Annotated in this window: 20 protein-coding genes; 12 read left to right on the plus strand and 8 right to left on the minus strand. The window is 59.0% G+C overall.

Features of this window, described 5'->3' with window-relative positions:
* The first annotated feature begins 7 nt into the window (after positions 1-7).
* From hisS to ACP7A2_RS07300, 6 genes are all read left to right on the plus strand, one after another.
* Entirely contained in the window at positions 8-1297 is a 1290-nt protein-coding gene (gene hisS, locus ACP7A2_RS07275; RefSeq protein WP_426133660.1) for a histidine--tRNA ligase, read from the plus strand.
* A 41-nt stretch (positions 1298-1338) separates the two neighbouring features.
* Positions 1339-1980 carry a YfgM family protein gene (locus ACP7A2_RS07280; RefSeq protein ID WP_375068349.1) on the plus strand — a complete coding sequence of 214 codons (642 nt, stop codon included), beginning with the start codon at positions 1339-1341 and terminating at the stop codon, positions 1978-1980.
* On the plus strand, positions 1973-3124 hold the full coding sequence (gene bamB, locus ACP7A2_RS07285; protein WP_426133661.1) for an outer membrane protein assembly factor BamB: 1152 nt from the start codon (positions 1973-1975) through the stop codon (positions 3122-3124). The genes ACP7A2_RS07280 and bamB overlap by 8 nt, the downstream gene beginning before the upstream one ends.
* Positions 3125-3257: 133 nt before the next feature.
* Positions 3258-4727: a ribosome biogenesis GTPase Der gene (gene der / locus ACP7A2_RS07290; RefSeq protein WP_348062052.1), complete on the plus strand. Its 1470-nt coding sequence runs from the start codon at positions 3258-3260 to the stop codon at positions 4725-4727.
* A gap of 115 nt (positions 4728-4842) precedes the next feature.
* Positions 4843-5991 (plus strand): pyridoxal phosphate-dependent aminotransferase, encoded by a 1149-nt coding sequence (locus ACP7A2_RS07295; protein ID WP_426133662.1) that lies wholly within the window; start codon positions 4843-4845, stop codon positions 5989-5991.
* Entirely contained in the window at positions 5979-6770 is a 792-nt protein-coding gene (locus ACP7A2_RS07300) for an amidohydrolase (protein ID WP_426133663.1), read from the plus strand. Before ACP7A2_RS07295 ends, ACP7A2_RS07300 begins: the two co-directional genes overlap by 13 nt.
* A gap of 161 nt (positions 6771-6931) precedes the next feature.
* Here ACP7A2_RS07300 and leuA read toward each other — a convergent pair whose 3' ends face one another.
* The 4 genes from leuA to ACP7A2_RS07320 form a co-directional block, all read right to left on the minus strand.
* Positions 6932-8611: a 2-isopropylmalate synthase gene (gene leuA / locus ACP7A2_RS07305; protein WP_426133664.1), complete on the minus strand. Its 1680-nt coding sequence runs from the start codon at positions 8609-8611 to the stop codon at positions 6932-6934.
* A 424-nt stretch (positions 8612-9035) separates the two neighbouring features.
* Positions 9036-9857, minus strand: coding sequence for a peptidoglycan DD-metalloendopeptidase family protein (locus tag ACP7A2_RS07310; protein WP_348055947.1), 822 nt, complete (start codon positions 9855-9857; stop codon positions 9036-9038).
* 3 nt (positions 9858-9860) lie between these two features.
* A complete protein-coding gene (xseA, locus tag ACP7A2_RS07315; protein ID WP_426133665.1) occupies positions 9861-11240 on the minus strand; it encodes an exodeoxyribonuclease VII large subunit in 1380 nt (459 codons plus the stop codon).
* Positions 11241-11250: 10 nt separating this feature from the next.
* Complete coding sequence (locus tag ACP7A2_RS07320; protein ID WP_426133666.1) at positions 11251-12141, minus strand: LysR family transcriptional regulator; 891 nt, start codon at positions 12139-12141, stop codon at positions 11251-11253.
* Positions 12142-12240: 99 nt separating this feature from the next.
* Between ACP7A2_RS07320 and ACP7A2_RS07325 the strand changes: the two genes are divergently transcribed.
* The 4 genes from ACP7A2_RS07325 (at position 12241) to guaA (ending at position 16934) form a co-directional block, all read left to right on the plus strand.
* Positions 12241-13008: a sulfite exporter TauE/SafE family protein gene (locus ACP7A2_RS07325; RefSeq protein WP_426133667.1), complete on the plus strand. Its 768-nt coding sequence runs from the start codon at positions 12241-12243 to the stop codon at positions 13006-13008.
* 143 nt (positions 13009-13151) lie between these two features.
* A complete protein-coding gene (locus ACP7A2_RS07330) occupies positions 13152-13700 on the plus strand; it encodes a sugar ABC transporter ATPase (RefSeq protein WP_348055955.1) in 549 nt (182 codons plus the stop codon).
* Between the two features lie 104 nt (positions 13701-13804).
* A complete protein-coding gene (gene guaB, locus ACP7A2_RS07335) occupies positions 13805-15274 on the plus strand; it encodes an IMP dehydrogenase (RefSeq protein WP_426133668.1) in 1470 nt (489 codons plus the stop codon).
* Between the two features lie 82 nt (positions 15275-15356).
* Positions 15357-16934 carry a glutamine-hydrolyzing GMP synthase gene (gene guaA / locus ACP7A2_RS07340; protein ID WP_426133669.1) on the plus strand — a complete coding sequence of 526 codons (1578 nt, stop codon included), beginning with the start codon at positions 15357-15359 and terminating at the stop codon, positions 16932-16934.
* A gap of 262 nt (positions 16935-17196) precedes the next feature.
* Here guaA and ACP7A2_RS07345 read toward each other — a convergent pair whose 3' ends face one another.
* Genes ACP7A2_RS07345 through ACP7A2_RS07360 form a run of 4 tightly spaced genes read right to left on the minus strand, consistent with a single transcriptional unit; the run spans position 17197 to position 18778 of the window.
* A complete protein-coding gene (locus ACP7A2_RS07345) occupies positions 17197-17739 on the minus strand; it encodes a hypothetical protein (RefSeq protein WP_426133670.1) in 543 nt (180 codons plus the stop codon).
* Positions 17740-17763: 24 nt separating this feature from the next.
* Positions 17764-18090, minus strand: a complete 327-nt coding sequence (locus ACP7A2_RS07350) for a hypothetical protein (protein ID WP_426133671.1) — start codon at positions 18088-18090, stop codon at positions 17764-17766.
* Positions 18091-18114: 24 nt separating this feature from the next.
* Complete coding sequence (locus ACP7A2_RS07355) at positions 18115-18438, minus strand: hypothetical protein (RefSeq protein ID WP_426133701.1); 324 nt, start codon at positions 18436-18438, stop codon at positions 18115-18117.
* A gap of 28 nt (positions 18439-18466) precedes the next feature.
* Complete coding sequence (locus tag ACP7A2_RS07360; RefSeq protein WP_426133672.1) at positions 18467-18778, minus strand: hypothetical protein; 312 nt, start codon at positions 18776-18778, stop codon at positions 18467-18469.
* Positions 18779-19384: 606 nt separating this feature from the next.
* On the opposite strand from ACP7A2_RS07360, the gene ACP7A2_RS07365 reads away from it, so the two are divergent.
* Together ACP7A2_RS07365 and ACP7A2_RS07370 are read left to right on the plus strand one after the other, a co-directional pair.
* Complete coding sequence (locus tag ACP7A2_RS07365; protein ID WP_426133673.1) at positions 19385-20197, plus strand: hypothetical protein; 813 nt, start codon at positions 19385-19387, stop codon at positions 20195-20197.
* A 246-nt stretch (positions 20198-20443) separates the two neighbouring features.
* Positions 20444-20983 carry a DUF6361 family protein gene (locus tag ACP7A2_RS07370; protein WP_426133674.1) on the plus strand — a complete coding sequence of 180 codons (540 nt, stop codon included), beginning with the start codon at positions 20444-20446 and terminating at the stop codon, positions 20981-20983.
* The last annotated feature ends 66 nt before the right edge of the window (positions 20984-21049 follow it).

Below are 21049 nucleotides of genomic sequence, written 5' to 3' on the forward strand. Positions count from 1 at the left end.
ATTAGATGTGAGCAAGTCTCTGCAAGCCATTCGTGGCATGAACGACATCCTGCCGGAGCAGACGCCACTGTGGCGCTACTTCGAGAACACGGTCGCGCGCCTGCTGGATAACTACGGTTACAAGCAGATTCGCATGCCGATTGTCGAGTTTACCGAGCTGTTCAAGCGCTCCATCGGTGAAGTGACCGACATCGTCGAAAAAGAGATGTACACCTTTGAAGACCGCAACGGCGACTCCCTGACCCTGCGTCCGGAGGGTACTGCTGCATGCGTGCGCGCTGTGCTTGAGCATGGCCTCACCGGTGCTGGCCAGCCACAGAAGCTGTGGTACATCGGCCCGATGTTCCGCCACGAGCGCCCACAGAAAGGCCGTTATCGTCAGTTCCACCAGATCGGCCTGGAAGTCTTCAACATCGAAGGGCCGGACATTGACGCCGAGCTGATCGTGCTGACCTGGCGCCTGTGGGGCCTGCTGGGCATCCGCGACGCCGTCAAGCTCGAACTCAACAGCCTGGGCACCAGCGAATCCCGTGGCCGCTACAAGGTGGCACTGGTCGAGTATCTGTCTGCCCACCTCGACAAGCTGGACGAAGACAGCCAGCGCCGTCTGAAAACCAACCCGTTGCGCGTGCTGGACACCAAGAACGCCGACACCCAAGCCGTACTGGTCGACGCGCCGAAAATGGCCGACTACCTGGACGACGAATCCCGCACGCACTTCGAGGGCCTCAAGGCTCGCCTGGAAGCAGCGGGTATTCCGTTCGTGATCAACACGAAGCTGGTGCGCGGCCTCGACTACTACAGCAAGACCGTGTTCGAGTGGGTCACCGACAAACTCGGCGCCCAGGGCACCGTGTGCGCCGGTGGCCGGTACGACGGCCTGGTTGAGCAAATGGGCGGCAAGCCGACCACGGGCGTGGGCTTTGCCATGGGCATCGAGCGCCTTATTTTGCTGCTCGAGACCCTGGAGAAAGTCCCCGAAGAAATTTCCCGTCAGGTGGATGTTTACCTGTGCGCCTTTGGCGAGGCCGCCGAATTGGCTGCCCTGGCCTTGAGCGAACAGGTGCGCGACCAACTGCCAAACCTGCGCCTGCAAGTCAATGCCGGCGCCGGCAGCTTCAAGAGCCAGTTCAAGAAGGCCGACAAGAGCGGTGCGCTGTATGCGCTGATCCTCGGCGATGACGAGTTGGCCCAGCAAGTGATAGGTTTCAAACCCCTGCGTGGCCAGGGCGAGCAACAGAACATTGCCTTTGATGCGCTCGCCGCGCACTTGGCCACCTGCGTCGTGCAGGGTTGAAGCTGTCGAACAGCCGAATTTAGCGATTAAGGAGTATTGGGGTGTCGAGTACTGATGATGATCAACTGGCCGAGTTCAAGGACTGGTGGCAGCGTAACGGCAAGCCTCTGGTTACTGGCGGTCTGCTGGCTTTAGTGGTGGTGTTCGGCTGGCAAGCCTGGCACAAGTATCAGGCCAACCAGTCTCAGGGCGCCTCGATCCTCTATCAGCAATTGCTGGAAACCACGCTGACGCCCGATGGCAAGCCTGACCCTGCTCAGGTTGCAGACCTGGCGGGCAAGCTGAAAAATGAATTCGGCGGTAGCACCTACGCCCAGTACGGCAGCCTGTTCGTCGCGAAAGTCGCGGTCGACACCGGCAAGCTGGATGACGCAGCCACCGAGCTGAAGGCCATCGCCGACAAGCCGACCAACCCGACCCTGGGTGAAATCGCACGTCAGCGCCTGGCGCAGGTATTGGCGGCACAGAACAAGGCTGACGAAGCACTCAAACTGCTCGACGGCGATGCTGACAAGGCATTTGTGGCCACTCGTGAAGAGCTCAAGGGCGACCTGTTGGTCCAATTGGGTCGTACCGATGAAGCCCATGCTGCGTACCAAAAAGCCAAGGCGGCGCTGTCTGATGAAGCGGCGGTCGGTGGCTTACAAATCAAGCTCGACGACTTGGCCAAAGGGGATGCGTGACGTGATCCGTTGGAAACATGCAGCATTGCTGGCTCTGGCCGTTTTGGCCGCGGGTTGCAGCAGCAACAGCAAAAAAGAACTGCCTCCGGCCGAGCTGACCGCTTTCAAGGAAGAAGTGGTCCTGCAAAAGCAATGGAGCCGCTCCGTCGGTGACGGCCAGGGCGATCTCTACAACCTGTTGCAGCCGGCAATCGACGGCGACAACATCGTGGCCACTGACTCCACTGGCGTCGTTATGGCCATGGATCGCATGAACGGCGACGTGAAGTGGAAGAAAGACCTCGACCTGCCGGTGTCCGGCGGTGTGGGTGTCGGCTACGGCATGGTGCTGGTCGGTACGTTGAAAGGCGACGTGGTCGCTCTGGATTCGGCCACCGGTGAAGAGAAATGGCGCGCTCGCGTGACCAGTGAAGTACTCGCAGCGCCTGCCACCAATGGCGACATCGTTGTGGTTCAGACCCAGGATGACCGTGTGATCGCTCTGGATGCCGCTACCGGCAACCAGCGCTGGTTGTATGACAGCACCCCTGCGGTACTGACCTTGCGCGGCACCAGTGGTCCGATTGTGACCAATAATCTGGCCGTTGCAGGTCTGTCGACCGGTAAAGTAGTCGCCCTGGACACCCAGAACGGCGTGCCGGCCTGGGAAACCCGTGTGGCCATCCCGCAAGGTCGTTCCGAACTGGACCGCGTAGTGGACATCGACGGCGGCTTGCTGCTGTCGGGTGAAACCATCTACGTCGCCACCTATCAGGGCCGCGTTGCCGCGCTGGACCTGCAAACCGGCCGCATTAACTGGCAGCGTGATGCTTCCAGCTATGCCGGTGTCGCCCAAGGGTTTGGCAGCGTCTACGTAAGCCTCGCTTCCGGCACCGTTGAAAGTGTCGACGAGCGTTCCACCACTGCACTGTGGAGCAACGACTCCCTGGCCCGTCGTCAACTGTCGGCCCCGGAAGTGTTCTCCAGCTATGTAGCGGTAGGTGACTTCGAAGGTTACCTGCACCTGCTGAGCCAGGTAGACGGTCGCTTCGTGGGTCGCGAGCGTATCGACAGCGACGGCCTGCGTACTCGTCCGCTGGTCGTGGGTAACATGCTTTATGTGTTTGGCAACAGCGGCAAGCTGGAAGCCCTGACCATCAAGTAAGCACTATGCTTGGGGTAACACCCAGGCGGCCCCGCTTCGGCGGGGCATGCGGCATTTATTATGCTGCCCCGAGCACCAGCCGCTGCCTTGCAGCGGCTTTTGTATTTTCTGAAATAACGAAGTGGAGAGCCGCATGGTTCCCGTAATCGCCCTGGTGGGCCGACCTAACGTCGGCAAGTCCACCTTGTTCAACCGCCTGACCAGGACTCGCGACGCCATCGTCGGCGACTTGTCCGGTCTGACCCGTGATCGCCAATACGGTGAGGCAAAGTGGCAAGGGCGCTCCTATATTCTGGTCGACACCGGTGGTATTTCCGGTGACGAACATGGCATGGACGAAAAAATGGCCGAGCAGTCGCTGCTGGCCATTGAAGAAGCCGATGTGGTTCTGTTCCTGGTAGACGCCAAAGCCGGTTTCACTGCGGCTGACCAGATGATCGCGGAGCACTTGCGCAAGCGTAACAAGCGCTCCTACGTAGTCGCCAACAAGGTCGATAACATCGACCCGGAAATGGCCCGCGCCGAATTCGCGCCGTTGGGCATGGGGCACGCGATTCCAATCGCCGGTGCTCACGGCCGTGGTATCACCCAGATGCTGGAAATCGCCCTGAGCGATTTCCCTAAGGATGAAGAAGAGCCGGAAGACGGCGAAGAAGAGATCGTTGCTGAAGGTGAGGAAGCCAAGCGCATTCCTGGCCCGAGTGAAAAAGACGGTATCAAGATCGCTATCATCGGCCGCCCGAACGTCGGCAAGTCGACGCTGGTTAACCGCATGCTCGGTGAAGACCGGGTCATCGTGTACGACGAGCCCGGCACTACCCGCGACAGCATTTACATCCCGTTCGAACGTAACGAGGAAAAGTACACGCTGATCGACACCGCCGGTGTGCGCAAGCGCGGCAAGATCCACGAGGAAGTTGAAAAGTTCTCGGTGGTCAAAACCCTGCAAGCGATCAAAGACGCCAACGTGGTGATCTTTGTGATGGACGCCCGCGAAGGCGTGGTCGACCACGACCTCAACCTGCTGGGCTTTGCCCTGGAAGCCGGTCGTGCATTGGTTATCGCGATCAACAAGTGGGACGGCATGACGCCGAGCGAGCGCGATTTCGTCAAGATCGAGCTGCAGCGTCGCCTGTTCTTTGTTGAGTTTGCCGATATCCACTTCATCTCGGCACTGCACGGTACCGGCGTGGGCAACCTCTACGCGTCCGTACAGAACTCGTTCAAGTCTGCGGTCACCCGCTGGCCGACCAACCGTCTGACCCAAATCCTGGAAGACGCAGTTGGCGATCACGCACCGCCGATGGTCAACAACCGCCGGATCAAGCTGCGTTACGCCCACTTGGGTGGTGCCAACCCGCCGATTATCGTGATCCACGGTAACCAGATCGAGAAGGTGCCAAAGTCTTACGTGCGTTACCTGGAAAACACTTACCGCCGTGTCTTGAAGCTGGTCGGTACGCCGATCCGCATCGAGTTCAAAGGTGGCGAGAACCCGTACGAAGGTAACAAGAACAGCCTCACCGACCGCCAGGTAAACAAAAAGCGCCGGATGATGACGCACCACAAGAAAGCCGACAAAAAGCGCCGCGACAAGCGCTGATTTCGACGCCGCAAAAAAGGGCTCTTTACGAGCCCTTTTTTGTGCGCGTCAGTTTGTGCCTTGACCCGATGCAGCGGGCAGCTTAAAACTTGGGGCTCATTTGCAGGGGCCACCGATGATCACCAGCAAGCTGCCGAATGTCGGCACGACCATTTTCACTACCATGTCGCAACTCGCCGCTGAAACGGGAGCGCTTAACCTGTCTCAGGGCTTTCCGGATTTCAATGGCCCCCAAGGCCTGCTCGATGCGGTCGGCAAACATGTGGCCAGCGGGCACAACCAATATTCGCCGATGACCGGCCTGCCGGCGTTGCGTCAGCAAGTGGCGGCCAAGATCGCCCGCAGCTACAGCGCCACGGTGAATCCCGACAGCGAAGTGACGATCACCCCGGGTGCCACCGCCGCGATCTTCTGCGCGATTCAGGCGGTGATTCGTAACGGCGATGAAGTCATCGTGTTCGACCCCTGCTACGACAGCTATGAGCCCTCCGTCGAACTGGCCGGTGGTCGTTGCGTGCATGTGCAACTGAGCTTGAATGGCTTCGCGCTGGACTTTGAGCAGATCAAGGCCGCGCTGTCGCCACGCACGCGCATGATCATCCTCAACACCCCGCATAACCCCACCGGCGCGCTGATCAGCCGCGCCGAGCTGGACGGGTTGGCCGAACTGATCCGCGACCGTGATATCTACCTGGTCAGCGACGAGGTCTACGAACACTTGGTGTTCGACGCAGTGCCCCACGTCAGCGTGCTGGCCCACGAAGAGCTGTATCAGCGCGCATTCGTGGTCAGCTCGTTTGGCAAGACTTACCACGTCACCGGCTGGAAACCCGGCTACGTGGTCGCGCCACCAGCCCTGACCGCCGAGCTGCGCAAAGTGCATCAGTACGTTAACTTCTGCGGCGTGACCCCGTTGCAGTTCGCATTGGCCGACTTCATGGCCGACCACCCGGAACACGTCGAGCAACTGCCAGCCTTCTATCAGGCCAAGCGCGACCTGTTCTGCGACCTGTTGGCGCCGTCGCGTTTCAGCTTTACCCGCGTGACCGGCACTTATTTCCAGCTGGTGGATTACTCACAGATTCGCCCGGACCTGGATGACGTCGCCATGTCGCTATGGATGACCCGCGAGCACGGCGTGGCGACCATTCCGGTCTCGGTGTTCTATCAGCACCCACCCCAAGGCCAGCGCCTGGTGCGCCTGTGCTTTGCCAAACGCGAGGAGACGCTGCAACACGCGGCGGAGAAACTATGCGTGATCTGAGTCAACTGCCCGACCTCAACATCGCCCTGGTCCAGACCAGCCTGGCGTGGCATGACCGTCAGGCCAATCTTGAGCATTTCGAACTGCTGCTGGAGCAGGCCAAAGGCGCCGACCTGATCGTGTTGCCGGAGATGTTCACCACCGGCTTCTCGATGGATTCTGAGACCCTCGCCGAGCCGGAGCGTGGCCCGACCTATCATTGGCTTCAGGCTCAGGCGGTACAGTACGACGCGGTGATCACCGGCAGCGTGATCATCCGGGCCGCCGACGGCAGCCACCGTAACCGCCTGCTGTGGGCGCGGCCGGACGGCGAGGTATGGCATTACGACAAACGCCACCTGTTCCGCATGGCGGGCGAGCACGATCACTACACCCCCGGCGAGCGCCAGGTGCAGTTTGAGTTGAAAGGCTGGCGCATTCGTCCACTGATTTGCTACGACCTGCGCTTCCCGGTGTGGAGCCGCGATGCACAAGACACAGACCTGCTGCTGTACACCGCCAATTGGCCAGGTGCGCGGCGTCTGCATTGGAACCGCTTGTTGCCAGCGCGGGCCATCGAAAACCTGTGTTACGTGGCGGCGGTGAATCGGGTAGGGACGGACGGCAAAGGCTTTGCCTACACCGGCGATAGCCAGGTACTGGATTTCCAGGGCGAGACTTTGCTGAGTGCGGGGGAGGCGGATGGTGTGTTTCAAGTGAGCCTGAATGCGGCGGAATTGGCGGCGTATCGCACGCGGTTCCCTGCGAACCTGGATGCCGATAGTTTTCAGTTTGTCTGATAGGCCGCCATCGCGGGCAAGCCCGCTCCCACAGGGGAGTGCACTCCAACTGTGGAAGCCGGGCTTGCCCGCGATGAGGCCCACACAAACAACACACCTCTGAAATAAACAAAAAGGCCCCTGAGTTCTCACCCAGGGGCCTTCTGCACTTCAGCAGTCAGTTACGCCGCTTTTGCTTCCAGCTGGCTCAACGAACGGTTCAGCGCACTGAACAGTGCCTTGAAGCTGGCCGTGGTGATGTTTTCATCAATGCCCACACCATGCACCGGACGCTCGCCGTTCACGCGCAGCTCAATGTACGCCGCCGCCTTGGCATTCGTACCTGCACCAATCGCGTGCTCGTTGTAGTCCATGATCTCCACACCAATCGGCAGGCCAGCCACCAGCGCTTCGAGGGCGCCGTTGCCTTTGCCTTTCCAGTGCAGGTTGGTTTCGCCCTGGCCTTTGCCCGAGACTTCCACTTCTACAAAACTGTTACCGTTTTCTTCCTGCAGGCGATGGCTGACCAGCGCGTACGGGGTGTTGGCTTGCAAGTATTCACGCTGCAACAAGGCGTAAATCTGCGGTGCGGTCATTTCCAGGCCGACGCGGTCGGTTTCGGCCTGCACCACTTGGCTGAACTCGATCTGCATGCGGCGCGGCAAGCTGATGTCGTATTCCTGCTCCAGCAGGTAGGCGATGCCGCCTTTGCCCGACTGGCTGTTCACTCGAATCACCGCCTCGTAGCTGCGGCCGATGTCGGCCGGGTCGATCGGCAAGTACGGCACTTCCCACAGGGTGTCGTCCTTCTGCTGAGAGAAACCCTTGCGGATCGCGTCCTGGTGGGAGCCAGAGAACGCGGTGTGCACCAGGTCGCCGACGTACGGGTGACGTGGGTGCACCTGAATCTGGTTGCACTCCTCGACGACTTTGCGCACGCCGTCGATGTCGGAGAAGTCCAGCTGCGGATCGAGGCCCTGGGTGTACATGTTGAGTGCCACGGTGACCAGGTCGACGTTGCCGGTGCGCTCGCCGTTGCCGAACAGGCAGCCTTCGACACGGTCGGCGCCGGCCATCAGGCCCAGCTCGGTAGCGGCCACGCCAGTGCCACGGTCGTTGTGGGTGTGCAGGCTGATGATCACGCTGTCACGGCGGTTGATATGACGACCGAACCACTCAATCTGGTCGGCGTAGATGTTCGGTGTAGCGCACTCAACAGTGGCCGGCAGGTTGAGGATCATCTTGTGCGAAGGCGACGGGTTCCACACCTCGATCACCGCGTCACACACTTCCTTGGCGAACTCCAGCTCAGTGGCGCTGAACGTCTCCGGGGAGTATTCGAAGGTCCACTGGGTTTCTGGTTGCTGAGCGGCGTATTTGACGAACAGCTTGGCTGCGTTGACCGCGATAGCCTTGATGCCGTCCTTGTCCTGATTGAACACGATGCGGCGAAACGACGGCGACGTGGCGTTGTACAGGTGCACGATGGCTTTTTTGGCGCCGCGCAGGGATTCGAAGGTGCGCGCGATCAAGTCTTCACGGCCCTGGGTCAGCACCTGAATGGTGGTGTCCTCGGGGATGTGGTTGTCTTCAATCAGGGTGCGCACGAAGTCAAAGTCGGTTTGCGACGCGGCCGGGAACGACGCCTCGATTTCCTTCACGCCTACTGCCACCAGGGTCTTCCAGAAGCGCAGCTTTTTCGCGGCGTCCATCGGCTCGATCAGCGACTGGTTGCCATCACGCAGGTCGGAGCTGCACCAGATCGGCGCTTGGGTGATGGTCTTGGACGGCCAGGTGCGGTCCGGGATATCGATGGTCGGGAACGCGCGGTACTTCGAAGACGGGTCTTTGAGCATGCTCATCGGGAAATCCTTTGCTGTAGGGGCCGAGAAAAGGCGGCCTGCCGTAAAACTGTTTTTGGGGATGAAGCTGGGGGCGAGGCAGATCGATTCAGCCTGGCAGTCGTGCGCTGACGAGGCACAGGCTGCGGTGCTGGCGGAGCTGAATGAGGGTGTGAGAGGTTTTCATAAGCTCAACCCTAACCGCCGGGGTGAAAGATGGCAAGCAGTCGAGAAAAATTGAGAGAAGTTCTGTTGTTTGCTTATGGGGCGAGATTTTATTGCTGTAAATTTCAATAGTTCATGTTTTGTTTGCGTAGCATTTGCCAGCTGCGCAATAGAGTCGACTGGTCTGGCGCCGTCGCAGGCAAGCCAGCTCCCACAGTGAAGGATGTTCCCATGTGGGAGCCGGGCTTGCCCGCGGAGGCCAGTTGTCTCACCCTGCCTATCAGGGCTGGAACGCGCCGATAAAGATCGCCGGGTCCACCCGGGCGTCGTTGAGGCTGATGTTCCAATGCATGTGCGGCCCGGTCGCACGGCCCGTGGAGCCAACCTTGCCGACCACCGCGCCGCGTGCCAGTTGGTCGCCGACTTTCACGTCGATCTTCGACATGTGGCAGAACATGCTGATAAAGCCCTGGCCATGGTCGACAAACACGGTGTTGCCGTTGAAGAAGTAGTTGCCGGTCAGGATCACCTTGCCGGCTGCCGGGGTCTTGATGGGCGTGCCGGCACCGACCGCAAAGTCCAGGCCCGAGTGCGGGTTGCGCTCCTCGCCATTAAAGAACCGGCGTACGCCAAACTTGCTCGACAGCGGCCCGTTCACCGGCTTATCCAGCAGCAGGTTACTTGGCGTGTTTGGGCTAAAGCTGCGATACGCCTTGAGCTGTACTGCCAGTTCGCCCTCGATGCGCTTGAGTTGCGCCGGGGCCGGGTTCACCTGGCTTTTGTTCTTCAGGGTGATGTGCTGCTCGGGGTATTTCTTGAACCCCACCACGAACGGCAGGTTTTGCGCGCCACTGCTGATGCGTTCGGTACCGGGTTTGGTGGTGAGCGGAATCCCCACAATCGCCAACCAGTTGTTCTGTTCCTTCACCACCAGCACCGGCCGGTTCAAGTACGTCGCTTTGGGCGCCGTCGCCGCTGTACCCAGGTCGACCACCGCAACGCCGCCAGGCACCGGCTTGTTCAGCAGGCGCGTGATGTAGCTGTCGGCGTGGGCGTTAAAGGTCAGGCAAACGAGCATCAACAAGCTGAGAAAACGTGGCATCAATCAATCCAGTAGCGAAAGGGTGACGGGCGTCAGGTGGTTGTCTTCCACCCGCACCTGCAATTGGCCTTCACCGAGGCGCGCGGTCAGGCGCTGGCCGGTGTGGGTTTGGGCGGCGTTGCGAATGGCGTGGCCGCGCTCGTCCAGCAAGATGCTGTAACCACGGCCCAGCGTTGCCAGCGGGCTGACCACGTGCAGCGTTTGCACCTGGCTTTGCAGTTGCAGGCGACGCGCCTTGAGGCCTTCGCGCATGGCGCGGGGCAGGCGTTCGGCGAGGCTGTCCAGGCGTTGGCGCAGCAGGGCCAACTGGCGGCCGGGGTGTTGGCCGGCGAGGCGGGTTTCCAGGCGGATCAGGCGTTCGCGGCGGGTATTCAGGCTGCGCTCGAAGGCGCGGCGCAGGCGCATGTCCAGGTCATCCAGGCGCTGGGCTTGCTGACGCAGGCGCTCGCCGGGGTGACGCAAACGACGGGCCATGCCTTCCAGGCGCAGGCGGTCGTGGGTCAGGCGGTTGCGCATCAGCATCACCAGACGGCGATGCAGGTTTTCAACCTGGCGCGTCAGGTGGCTGGAGTCCGGCGCGAGCAATTCAGCGGCCGCGGAGGGCGTCGGGGCGCGGATATCGGCTACAAAGTCGCTGATTGAAACGTCGGTTTCATGCCCGACGGCGCTGACAATGGGCGTGACGCACGCGTCTATGGCGCGGGCGACCGCTTCTTCGTTGAAGCACCACAGGTCTTCCAGCGAGCCGCCGCCTCGGGCCAGGATCAAGGCGTCGAAACCCCGCGCGTCGGCGAGTTTCAGCGCCCGCACGATCTGCGGGATCGCCTCCCGGCCTTGCACGGCGGTCGGGATCAGTGTCAGTTCAACGTTCGGCGCCCGGCGACGGAATACGCTGATGATGTCGCGAATCACCGCGCCGGTCGGCGAACTGATGATGCCAATGCGCCTAGGGTGTGCCGGCAGCGGCACTTTGCGCTCGGCACTGAACAGGCCTTCGGCGCTGAGTTTTTCCTTCAGCGCGTCGAACGCCAAACGCAGCGCGCCGTCACCGGCGGGCTCCACGGTATCGAGGATCAGTTGGTAATCGCCACGGCCCTCAAACAGCGAGACCTTGCCGCGCACCTTCACCGCCAAGCCGTCTCTCAAGGCCTGGCGAACCCGCGCGGCATTGTTGCGAAACAGCGCGCAACGCACTTGGGCGCCGCTGTCCTTGAGGGTGAAATACACGTGGCCGGACGCCGGGCGGGCGAGATTGGAGATCTCGCCTTCGACCCAGATATTGGTGAACACGTCTTCGAGCAACACCCGCGCGCGGCCGTTGAGTTGGCTGACAGTCAGGACTTCGCGGTCCAGGTTTAAGCGGGCAAAAGGATCTTTAATCATGGGCGGCAGTTTATAGGCATTCGTGCAGCGTTTGACAGAACTGCTCTACGAGCGCGCTGGGCGCCTGTGCGCAGGCCACGGCCACGGTGCTCAGGCAGTCCGGGTCGGCCAGGGGCAAAAAGTGCACGGTGGCGGGGGCGATGTCCCTCATGGATTTTGGTAACAAGGCAATACCGAAGCCGGCCTGAATCAGCTGCAGCTGGGTGGTCTTGCGTGACATCACTCGCGCCGCCTTGGGGAAAAATCCTGCGCGCATGCACAACTCGGCTGACAGATAACTCAGGCCACCGCGTTGCGGATGGGGGATCGAGATAAATGCCTCGTCCTTGAGTTGCTCCCATTCAATCGGCGCTTGGCTGAGCGCCAACCGGTGCTTCGGCGGCACCGCCAGCAATAGTTGCTCACTGAATAAAGGCACCACGCGCACACCCTCACGCTGGCGCAATACCGGCAGGCGCAACAGCCCGACCTCCAGGCGACCGTCGGCAATTTCCTCCAGTTGCGCTTCAGAGGAGAGTTTGACGATGTCCATCGACACGCCGGGGCAGCGCTCCAGCCAGGTGCTGATGCCGTGCAGCAACGGCCCGCTCATCGGCACCGTACTGGAATGGCTAAGGCGCAAGGTACCGCGCTGGCCATTGCCCACTTGGGTGGCCATCTCGCTGGCCTTGAGCAATTCGCTGAGCAGGTTGCGTGCTCGTGGATAAAAGGCTTCACCGGCAGCCGTCAACCGAGGCAGGCGCGCAGTGCGCTCGAACAGCGGGGTTTGTAGCTGGGTTTCAAGCGCCTTGATTTGTCGGCTCAGGGCAGATTGAGCCACAAACAGGCGCTCGGCAGCGGTGCTGAAGCTGCCGCTGTCGACGATTTCAACGAAGTAGCGCAGTTGCCGGGTGGAGATCATGCGCCATGCCTTTTTGAGATGGGTAAAGGGCTTTGAAGATATTAGCCGCAACACTCGACGATAGCTAAAGTGAGGCCCATCTCTTTCAAGGAATAAACCATGAGCCCGGTTGAGCTGATGAGCCAGTGGTCGTTTGGCGGCGTGGAGTGGCTGGTGATCGGCCTGGGCATCGTCGTCGCCTACGTGGTGTTTGGCATTGCCGGGTTCGGCACGGCGCTGGTGGCGGGGCCGGTCCTTATCCTGTTTATGCCGCTGTCGAAGATCATTCCGCTGCTGGTGCTGCTGGATTTTGTCGCGGCGTTTGGCAACCTGCTGCAATCGAGGCGGGATGTGAATAAGCCGGAGCTGTTGCGGTTGCTGCCGTGCATGGCCATCGGTTGCACTCTCGGCGTGGTGTTTTTGCTCAACCTGCATTCGGATGTGTTGTTGCTGTTGATGGGGCTGTTTATCAGCGCCTATGCGATTTACAGCCTGGTGGTGAAGGCGCGGCCCACGCAGCTCGCTAAAGGCTGGGCAATTCCCATGGGCACGGTCGGCGGGCTGTTTGGTGCGTTGTTTGGCAGTGGTGGTTTTTTATACGCCCTCTATCTGAACAGCCGGTTGCCCAAGGATGCGGCGCGGGCTACGCAGAGTGCGTTGATCAGTTGCAGCACGGTGGTGCGCCTGGGTTTGTTTTTGATGGCCGGGGTGTATGCGGATTCGGCCTTGTTGATGTTGGCGTTGTGCCTGTTGCCCGCGATGGCGCTGGGGTTGTGGTGTGGGCGCAGGTTGACGCTGCGCCTGTCGCGTGAAGCTTTCATCAGACTGGTGACTTGGCTGGTGCTGGCCAGTGGCATTGCGTTGATCGGGCGGTATTTGAGTGCTTGACCTGTGTGGGGCAGGGATTAAGCTGCCAGCCTTCAGGGCCTCTTCGCGAGCAAGCCCGCTCCCACATTTGAATATATTCACACATCAAAATGTGGGAGCGGGCTTGCCCGCGATGGCGCCAGTAGCCACACCGCAGGACTCCCATGAATTCCCAAAGCATCCTTGTCCCGAAAATCTCCACCTTGCCCGTCCACGAACCCCGCGCCCGGGCAATCGTGCGTTGGCTGGTGCGCAAGAACATCATCAAGGAAGAGCTGACCACCTGTGGCCGCACCGGCAACCGCATGGCGTACGCCCTGGCCGACGGCGCCCGTGCGGTGGTGTTGCACCCGCAAGCGTTGCCGTTCAACGAGCCCGTCAACGGTCTCGAAATTATCTACAAGCGCTGCATCTATACCCCGGCCAAAGGCTTTCTCGAAGAAGCCGGCTGCCCGGAATGCCTCAAGGAAGTTGGCGAAGCGCTGTTCGAAAGCCTGGAAGACTGGATGCCCGGCCACACCGACAACTTCACCTGCCCGCTGTGTGGGCATGAAGATGACATCAACGGGTTTTTGTTCCTGCAGGAATGCGGGTTCTCCAACCTGGGATTTATTTTCAATAACTGGGCGGAGGCGGGCTTCAAGCAGAGCTTCATCGACGAATTCGCCGACTGGCTGGACCAGAAGATCAGCTGGGTCAAGGTCGAGTTGTAACCCTTCTATCAGTATTACCAAGTTTGTCAGAGTTTTACATTGAGCCAGACAGGGTGCATGTATATAATGGCGCGCTTCCATTTTCCCGCTCGGGAGCCCCCGCGATGCTGCGTATCAGCCAAGAAGCTCTGACATTCGACGACATTCTCCTAGTGCCCGGTTATTCCGAGGTGCTTCCTAACGAAGTCAGTCTCAAGACCCGCCTAACCCGTGGCATCGAGCTGAATATTCCCCTGGTTTCTGCTGCCATGGACACCGTCACCGAAGCCCGTTTGGCAATCGCCATGGCTCAGGAAGGCGGCATCGGCATTATCCACAAGAACATGACCATCGAGCAGCAAGCTGCCGAAGTGCGCAAGGTTAAGCGTTACGAAGCCGGTGTGGTGAAAGATCCCATCACTATCGACGCTGACGCCACCGTACGTGACCTGTTCGACCTGACCCGCCTGCACAACATCTCCGGTGTTCCCGTGCTGCACGATGGCGACCTGGTCGGCATCGTCACCTCCCGTGACGTGCGTTTCGAAAACCGCCTTGAAATCACCGTCCGTGAAGTGATGACGCCCAAAGAGCGTCTGGTCACTGTGCGTGAAGGTGCCGACAAGGATGACGCTCGTGAGTTGCTGCACAAACACCGCATCGAGCGCGTGCTGATCGTCGACGACAAATTCGCCCTCAAAGGCATGATGACCGTCAACGACATCGAAAAAGCCAAGGCTTACCCGCTGGCGAGCAAGGATGACCAAGGTCGTCTGCGCGTTGGCGCTGCGGTCGGCACCGGCAAAGACACCGGCGAGCGTGTCTCGGCCCTGGTGGCGGCCGGCGTTGACGTGGTGGTGGTTGACACTGCCCACGGTCACTCCAAAGGCGTGATCGACCGCGTGCGTTGGGTTAAAGAGAACTTCCCTGAAGTACAAGTGATCGGCGGCAACATCGCCACCGGCGCGGCGGCCAAGGCCCTGGTTGAAGCCGGCGCTGACGCGGTCAAGGTCGGCATCGGCCCTGGCTCGATCTGCACCACGCGTATCGTCGCGGGTGTCGGCGTGCCGCAAATCAGCGCCATCGCCAACGTCGCCGCTGCCCTTGAAGGCACTGGCGTTCCGTTGATCGCCGACGGCGGCATCCGTTTCTCCGGTGACCTGTCCAAGGCCATCGTTGCCGGTGCTTCCTGCGTGATGATGGGCTCGATGTTCGCCGGTACTGAAGAAGCGCCGGGCGAAATTGAACTGTTCCAGGGCCGTTCGTACAAGGCCTACCGTGGCATGGGTTCGCTGGGCGCCATGTCCCAGGCGCAAGGCTCTTCCGACCGTTACTTCCAGGACTCCTCGGCAGGCGCCGAGAAGCTCGTACCGGAAGGTATCGAAGGCCGCGTGCCGTACAAAGGTACCCTCAGCGCGATCATCCACCAACTGATGGGCGGCCTGCGTTCCTCGATGGGCTACACCGGCAGCGCCGACATCGAAGAAATGCGCACCAAGCCTGAGTTCGTGCGGATCACCGGCGCCGGCATGGCTGAATCCCATGTCCACGACGTGCAGATCACCAAGGAAGCGCCAAACTACCGCGTAGGTTGATGCTTTCAGCAAAATGTTAAGTAACCGGGGCTGTCTTATTCAGCCCCGAGTTGTTTCTGAATCATTAGACGAGACTGACTTCATGGCCCTCGACATTCACGCCCACCGCATCCTGATCCTCGACTTCGGTTCCCAGTACACTCAGCTGATCGCCCGCCGCGTGCGCGAAATCGGTGTGTATTGCGAACTGCATCCGTTCGACATGGATGACGAAGCGATCCGCGAATTCGCCCCGAAAGGCGTCATCCTCGCCGGTGGCCCCGAGTCCGTGCACGAAGCCAACAGCCCGCGCTGCCCGCAGGCAGTATTTGACCTGGGCGTACCGGTCTTCGGTATCTGCTACGGCATGCAAACCATGGCCGAGCAACTGGGCGGCAAGGTTGAAGGTTCCGAGCTGCGTGAGTTCGGTTATGCCCGTGTCGACGTGGTCGGCAAAAGCCGCCTGCTGGACGGCATCGAAGACCACATCGACGCCGACGGCCTGTTCGGCCTCGACGTATGGATGAGCCACGGTGACAAGGTCACCAAAATGCCGGCCGACTTCCACGTCCTGGCCAGCACCCCGAGCTGCCCGATTGCCGGGATGTTCAACGACGAACGCGGCTACTACGGCGTGCAGTTCCATCCGGAAGTGACCCACACCAAGCAAGGCGGGCGCATCCTGTCGCGCTTCATCCTCGACATCTGCGAGTGTGAAGCCCTGTGGACCCCGTCGAAGATCGCTGAAGACGCCATTGCCCAGGTTCGCGCCCAGGTTGGCACCGACAACGTGTTGCTCGGCCTGTCCGGCGGCGTTGACTCCTCCGTGGTAGCTGCACTGCTGCACAAAGCCATCGGCGACCAACTGACCTGCGTCTTCGTCGACAACGGCCTGCTGCGCCTGCACGAAGGCGAGCAAGTGATGGCCATGTTCGCCGAGAACATGGGCGTTAAAGTGATTCGCGCCAACGCCGAGGAGCAGTTCCTCAACAACCTGGCCGGCGAGTCCGACCCAGAGAAGAAGCGCAAAATCATCGGTCGCACCTTCATCGACGTCTTTGATGCCCAGGCCAAACACCTGGACAACATCAAGTACCTCGCCCAGGGCACCATCTACCCAGACGTGATCGAGTCGGCCGGCGCCAAGAGCGGCAAGGCCCACGTGATCAAGTCCCACCACAACGTGGGTGGCCTGCCTGAGGAAATGAACCTCAAGCTGGTAGAACCGCTGCGCGAATTGTTCAAGGACGAAGTCCGCCGCCTGGGCCTGGAACTCGGCCTGCCGTACGACATGGTCTACCGCCACCCATTCCCGGGCCCAGGCCTGGGCGTGCGCATCCTCGGTGAAGTGAAAAAGGAATACGCCGACCTGCTGCGTCGCGCCGACCACATCTTCATCGAAGAACTGCGCAAAGCCGACTGGTACCACAAAGTCAGCCAGGCATTCGTGGTGTTCCAGCCAGTTAAATCTGTAGGCGTTGTAGGCGATGGCCGTCGTTACGCGTGGGTAGTTGCGTTGCGTGCTGTGGAAACCATCGACTTCATGACCGCGCGCTGGGCACACCTGCCGTACGAACTGCTGGAGACTGTCAGCGGCCGTATCATCAATGAGATCGAAGGGATCTCGCGCGTTACTTATGACGTGTCGAGCAAGCCGCCGGCGACGATTGAGTGGGAGTGAGGTTTGTTTTCAACTATCTGATTTTATTGTAAAAAATAAAATTCGATAGTGGTGTTTGCTACGTTATCAGTGGCGTTGTTAATGGCGCACATCGTAGGTATATGAGAAAGCTCTATCGATACCATGTCCCGGATAAGGAATGCCGGCATGGTATCGAGAACGCTTAGCAGCGCAGACGTCAGTAATAACTGTTTGCCCATCTCCCCATGGTATGTGTCTTGAATAACTTCACGCGCAGCCTTCAACCCGCGCAGATTTTCGGCTAGAAGTTATCAATCGCTTTGCACATCGACACCTTCCCCGCTGGCTGCGGTTGGACCATTGCCCACTGCTTGCCGCCCGCCTCCAATTCATCCAGCTGGAACGAACAGTCCGCCGACATGGTGGCCTGCACCATGTAGTCCACGCCAGGCCGAGGCACGAAGGTCATGGTCTTGGCACACTGCCGGGAATATTGCAGGCGCCCCAGGTAATGGAACGCGATCGGCTTGTTCGCCGGCACCACCAGCTCCGACGAGACCGCGCCGGCCCACGAAAAGATCGGCCCGGGAATGCCGAGGTTTTCGCCGTTATGGTCGGGGAAGCCGGGTTTCGCCGACGCCATCACCCCCGCGCCGGGCACGTTCCAGTCGAGACAGTCACGCCCCGGCACGGCGCGCACCAGGCCGTCGGTGAGCAGGCGGATACGGGCAGTCTCGCCGCCTTGCGGGGGCACGTAGCCGGTGGACAGCGAACGCACGTTCGCCACTTGGCCGCAGCCGCCCAGTGCTAGCAGCACGACGGGGATTACAGGCAACAGTCTCATCAGGCATCGACTCGCAGGGGGAAGTTAAGGCTGGCGGCAGTTCTGGTTGACCGACAGGTGTGGCGCCGGCTCATAGCTCACGCGCTGCAAACCATCGGCGTCCTGGAACAGGAAGTACTTGACGCGACAGTCCTTGAACATCGCTGAGTAACCCTCCGCCCGGAAGCCTTGGCCATCGACCTGTTTGGTCACGGTATTGTTGCGGCTGACCACCGCAAGCACCTTCTGATAGCTGTCGCCCATGTTTACCCCAGGCTCGCCGGTGACCGCCGCCGAGGAGGCGCAACCGCCCAGCGCTGTTGCCGCCAGGGCCAGTGCGGCGCCATACAGTCCATTGCGTAGATTGTTCATTCCGTGTGTCCTTTGGGTGATGGGTTAACGGCGGCCGTCGCACACCGGAGATTCGCCAATGCGGCCTAGCTTGCACAGGTCCAGATCGTCCGTGCGGATAAAACCCGCATCCTTCATGCAGTAGAAGCGCGTCAGCACCACATCAATCGGCGACGTGTCGCCAGCGCCATCAAGGTTGGTATACCCGCAAGCCCGCATTGCGTCTTTGACGCCCTGCTGGGAGAGGCCCTTCTTTTTCCATTGGGTGTAGTCCGCGGGTGGCGGTTGAAAAGGGGTACAGCCCCCAACTACTGCCATAAGGCTCAGGCCCAACAACTTATTTCGAGTCAGCAACATCACATTCTCCATGTCCATGAGCGCCCCGGACTGTGCCCGATTACCGGCGCCCGTCACACACCGCAGACTCACCAATACGACCGAGCTTGCACATGTCCACGTTATCTTTGCGTTTGTAGCCTGCGTCTTTCATGCAATAGAAATTCGTTAACCTCACATCGATTGGCGACCTGTCTCCTGCGCCATCAACATTGGTATATCCGCACGCACGCATCGCAGCAACGATCCCGGTCTGCGATACGCCCTCCTTGTACCATTTTGTGTAATCCGGAGCTGGCGGTTGAAAGCCCCTTCCCGTGCAGCCAACTAGTAACACAACGCAAAAACCCAGCAACAGGCTCCTCGTGAACATCGCGTTCTTCCTTATGGGTTGACTCGGATAAGTGTGAGACGCCGTAGGGTGAGTCGCTCTAGAAGGGTTTGCAAGCGGCCCCGGTATCCTCATAGCGGTTATGCACTGTTTGATTGCCGTCCAGCACGTTCAGTCATTCCCATAGGCGAGCGTGTTTCAGCTTATGAAGTATTGGTCCATTTACCAACATTTCACTGACCGTGACTCTTGGTCTGCGAGTACTTTCCGGCATTGGATCTTGAGTCAATACAGGATCAGGGCGGTATTGGCAGACGGGTCAATTCCCCAGCCGATCACCACATCGCATGAATGATGCAATGCTTGTGAAAACAGGTTTTCGTTTATGGTGTTTTTCGTGGTATCAGCAGAAACGATAAAAATAAAGCTATGATTTATATTGGTTTTTTATGATCGTTTATGTTCGAGTGGGAGTGAGTACTTTCCATATGCCCCAAAAGCCCGCCTAATCGTGGGCTTTTGTTTGTACGACGCTTAAGTTTCTGCTGCTTTAGCCGAAAAGAATACACGCTGCTTCTATGGATCCTGCTGTGTGTAGCAGTCAGTAGGTGCATATTGTTTTGTTCGCTGATAGGGAGAGGTTTTGTAGTGGAAATGTTTTTTGTACTGTTGATGTTATGTGTGCTGTTTTGGGAAAGGGGTGGCGATGCAAAAAAGGAACTGCTCAAGGTAGTGGTCGAAAATAAACGGGGCCTCATCAAATATCTTGGCTCTGCAGCACTGCTCGCCATGACGTTGTCCGTGCTGCCTAGTTTATTGCTGTCAATTTATATGCGACAGCATGGCTTTTTTGCTTACGAGATCTTTGGCTCCCAGCAGGGAGGTATGCGCATTATTAGTTTGAATGTGCTATTTAATTTTATTGTTTTGTCTGTGTCTTTGATGGGGGCTGCTATGTTTTGGAAGGCGAAAGCTCCTTGGTCTCTAGTTGCTTTGTCAACGGTGGCAGCGTTTCTGGTTGCTGTGGGACTACTGGGTGTTGCGTATTACGCTAAGAGTTATGATCTCTTGGTTGCAACATTGTTCTTCGCATTTTTGATAGGAGGCTATGTACTCTTTTGGATTTCTAATGGCATTGATGGGAAAATCAATCGCTGGTGGGTGCCGTTGGTTTTTTCAGGGATAGCACTAGTTACTCCTGTTATATTTCATTCCTATGCGGCTGCGCTTGCCGGTAACGCTCTGTTTCAGATGCGTGTTGGGGGAATGCCTGTTGTGCTAACCGAGCCGTTAGGGTTTGGTAAATCTGTTTCTGGTAGTGCCATTGAAGGGAAGCTGCTATTAAGAACTCCCGAGCTTTATTATTTGGAAGTGGCAGGCGAGAACAGCACTAACGCGCATTCGGTAGTAATTGTCAGTTCGGAGAGTGCCTCTATTAGCTATAAGTTTAACGATAAATGATTTAATCGGCAGGTTGGAATCTCGCCTAGAATAATTGCGATATATGAGCTTCCTTGCATCTCTATGTGAATGCCGTGGATTATGAGGTATATCGCTGCTTCCGGATCACCGTGATCAGCCGCTTAACGCGTGGATAATGTGGTTGATCACGGCGCTGTGCGAGGTCAATACTGTGAGTCGAGGAACTGGTACTTTATCTGGTATCAAGCAGCAATCTGATTTGTAGAGTTACTAGGGAGCAGCCTCTTGTCATCTTTTGGCTTTACGTTTCTTTCGCGAAAGGCACTTGGGCAGGCAGAGCAGATGATGTTCGGTGCCAGCTCCGGGGTCCGCGATGAGGTTGGCTTCCTAATTGTTCACCACCGTTACGCAGACCATTTCTTCCCGGGCACCTCGGTTCTACACACCCGGCTCCGATACGCGCTCCTCATTCCGTGGCTATATCAGAGCTTGCGGGCGAAGCGGCCGTCCCCAAAAGATCTCGGGCACGCATTCACTGATCTTGAGCATAAGCTGACCGGGCGCCTTCAGTTCAAGGGTAGTGAAGGGGAACCCGACGGCGTGATCGGTGGTGAGGTCTATCCTCGTACAATCAGCCAGCCGCCTGCCTATGTCTACTGGACGGCGCTCACGAAATGGGGATTGATCGGCGCCCGCCCCGACGGACGCCCCTGGAGCCGCCCCGATATGGCGCGGCTACTTGCGGCCGGAAGCAAGCGGTCGATGCACGATGACGACGGCAAGCCCTTCGATGCGGTCACGCTCCCTTTTCTTTTAGGCCAATGATGGGGGGGCGTTAATTCCACAATTGATCCTGTTGCGAACGGAATAATTATTTTATTTATTTAATCT

Origin of the sequence: Pseudomonas sp. PWP3-1b2 (genome assembly GCF_049896045.1) — a bacterium.
In the GTDB taxonomy this organism is placed as follows: Bacteria; Pseudomonadota; Gammaproteobacteria; order Pseudomonadales; family Pseudomonadaceae; genus Aquipseudomonas; species Aquipseudomonas antarctica_B.

Coding starts and splice junctions, on each gene's coding strand:
- der (WP_348062052.1), top strand. CDS start 3,258: ATGGTTCCCGTAATCGCCCTGGTGGGCCGACCTAACGTCGGCAAGTCC.
- bamB (WP_426133661.1), top strand. CDS start 1,973: ATGCGTGACGTGATCCGTTGGAAACATGCAGCATTGCTGGCTCTGGCC.
- guaA (WP_426133669.1), top strand. CDS start 15,357: ATGGCCCTCGACATTCACGCCCACCGCATCCTGATCCTCGACTTCGGT.
- ACP7A2_RS07300 (WP_426133663.1), top strand. CDS start 5,979: ATGCGTGATCTGAGTCAACTGCCCGACCTCAACATCGCCCTGGTCCAG.
- ACP7A2_RS07320 (WP_426133666.1), bottom strand. CDS start 12,141: ATGATCTCCACCCGGCAACTGCGCTACTTCGTTGAAATCGTCGACAGC.
- ACP7A2_RS07345 (WP_426133670.1), bottom strand. CDS start 17,739: ATGAGACTGTTGCCTGTAATCCCCGTCGTGCTGCTAGCACTGGGCGGC.
- ACP7A2_RS07330 (WP_348055955.1), top strand. CDS start 13,152: ATGAATTCCCAAAGCATCCTTGTCCCGAAAATCTCCACCTTGCCCGTC.
- ACP7A2_RS07295 (WP_426133662.1), top strand. CDS start 4,843: ATGATCACCAGCAAGCTGCCGAATGTCGGCACGACCATTTTCACTACC.
- ACP7A2_RS07310 (WP_348055947.1), bottom strand. CDS start 9,857: ATGCCACGTTTTCTCAGCTTGTTGATGCTCGTTTGCCTGACCTTTAAC.
- ACP7A2_RS07325 (WP_426133667.1), top strand. CDS start 12,241: ATGAGCCCGGTTGAGCTGATGAGCCAGTGGTCGTTTGGCGGCGTGGAG.
- guaB (WP_426133668.1), top strand. CDS start 13,805: ATGCTGCGTATCAGCCAAGAAGCTCTGACATTCGACGACATTCTCCTA.
- ACP7A2_RS07350 (WP_426133671.1), bottom strand. CDS start 18,090: ATGAACAATCTACGCAATGGACTGTATGGCGCCGCACTGGCCCTGGCG.
- xseA (WP_426133665.1), bottom strand. CDS start 11,240: ATGATTAAAGATCCTTTTGCCCGCTTAAACCTGGACCGCGAAGTCCTG.
- leuA (WP_426133664.1), bottom strand. CDS start 8,611: ATGAGCATGCTCAAAGACCCGTCTTCGAAGTACCGCGCGTTCCCGACC.
- ACP7A2_RS07355 (WP_426133701.1), bottom strand. CDS start 18,438: ATGGAGAATGTGATGTTGCTGACTCGAAATAAGTTGTTGGGCCTGAGC.
- ACP7A2_RS07360 (WP_426133672.1), bottom strand. CDS start 18,778: ATGTTCACGAGGAGCCTGTTGCTGGGTTTTTGCGTTGTGTTACTAGTT.